This window comes from Pseudomonas tehranensis, from assembly GCF_014268615.1.
Lineage (GTDB): Bacteria > Pseudomonadota > Gammaproteobacteria > Pseudomonadales > Pseudomonadaceae > Aquipseudomonas > Aquipseudomonas tehranensis.
In genome coordinates this window covers 1-1,651 of the sequence record NZ_JABWQV010000442.1, presented here as the reverse complement: position 1 = coordinate 1,651, position 1,651 = coordinate 1, and the positions used below count along the sequence as shown (strand labels likewise).

Below are 1,651 nucleotides of genomic sequence, written 5' to 3'. Positions count from 1 at the left end.
GAGCTGCCGAAGGCTGCGATCTTTTGATCTGCAAGGTAAAAAAGATACGTAAACGCGACACGAAGATGTCGTGCATCGGATAGTTCGCCCCGCAACAGTGCGTTACTCACACTAATTCGTTAGGCTACCCGCCATTTTTGCGACCGCTGCCCACAAGGAAGCGGAGCGCCTAACGGGTTGGTCTTATACGGATCGGCAGCATTTCCCTCCATCCTCAAGGGAAGTCCCTCTCTAAATTCCGATTCAGCAGTGTGGTTTCCTTAAAATGAAAGTGTTGAAAGGTCAGGACATCCTGGCGCTTGGTTTCATGACATTTGCCCTGTTCGTCGGGGCAGGCAACATCATCTTCCCGCCCATCGTCGGTTTGCAGTCCGGGCCCCATGTCTGGATGGCGGCGCTGGGCTTTCTGGTCACGGCGGTTGGGCTACCGGTCATCACGGTCGTTGCGCTGGCCAAGGTCGGCGGGGCGATGGATGCCTTGAGCAGTCCTATCGGCAAGGTTGCCGGTGGGCTGCTGGCGGCTGTGTGCTACCTGGCCGTTGGGCCGCTGTTCGCCACGCCGCGCACCGCCACCGTCTCCTTCGAAGTCGGGCTGGCACCGTTGACCGGTGAAAGCCCGCTGGCGTTGTTTCTCTACAGCGCGGTGTATTTCCTGCTGGTGTTCTTCATCTCGCTCTATCCGGGCCGCTTGCTGGACACTGTCGGGCGATTTCTCGCACCGTTGAAAATCATCGCTCTGGCCGTACTGGGCATTGCCGCGTTTGCCTTGCCCGCCGGTGATATTGGCGTGGCGACCCCTGAATATGTCGCGGCACCGTTCTCCCAAGGCTTTATCAACGGTTACCTGACCATGGATACCCTGGGCGCATTGGTGTTTGGCATCGTTATCGTCAATGCGATCCGTTCCCGGGGCGTTGAATCGCCCGCCTTGATCACCCGCTACGCCATCATCGCCGGGCTGATCGCTGGGGTCGGGCTGGCGCTGGTCTATGTCAGTCTGTTCCGCCTGGGTTCTGGCAGCCATGAAGTGGCCGCGGGCGCGAGCAACGGCGCGGCGGTGCTGCATGCCTATGTGCAACACACGTTCGGTAGCCTGGGCAGCGGTTTCCTGGCGGTGCTGATTTCCCTGGCATGCCTGGTCACTGCCGTTGGCCTGACGTGCGCCTGTGCCGAGTACTTCAGCCGTGTCTTGCCGCTGTCGTACAAAACGTTGGTGGTCATCCTGGCGGCGTTTTCGCTGTTGGTGTCGAACCTCGGACTGACCAAGCTGATCGCTTTCTCGATTCCGGTCCTGACCGCGATTTACCCACCGTGCATTGTCCTGGTGGCCTTGAGCTTCTGCAAAGACTTCTGGCATGAGCAGGGGCGCATTGTCGGCCCGGTCATGCTGGTGTCGTTCCTGTTCGGCCTGATCGATGCGCTTAAAGGCGCCGGACTGGCGGATTGGATGCCGACGCAAATGGCCCACCTGCCATTGAGCGCGCAGGGCCTGGCCTGGCTCGTGCCGTCGGTGATGACCCTGGCGGTTGCGCTGGTGTGCGATCGTCTGCTGGGCAAGCGCAGCGAAGCCTTGGCCTGAGTGACCGCGGCCAGCCACAAGCGAGGCCGCCGGTAAAAAACAAATGCCCCGTATCGATCGATACGGGGCATT

At 60.3% G+C, this 1,651-nt stretch carries 1 protein-coding gene; it reads left to right on the top strand.

The genetic code is table 11. The features are described from left to right. Positions 1–265: 265 nt before the first annotated feature. On the top strand, positions 266–1,579 hold the full coding sequence (brnQ, locus tag HU811_RS26845; protein ID WP_092400163.1) for a branched-chain amino acid transport system II carrier protein: 1,314 nt from the start codon (positions 266–268) through the stop codon (positions 1,577–1,579). The last annotated feature ends 72 nt before the right edge of the window (positions 1,580–1,651 follow it).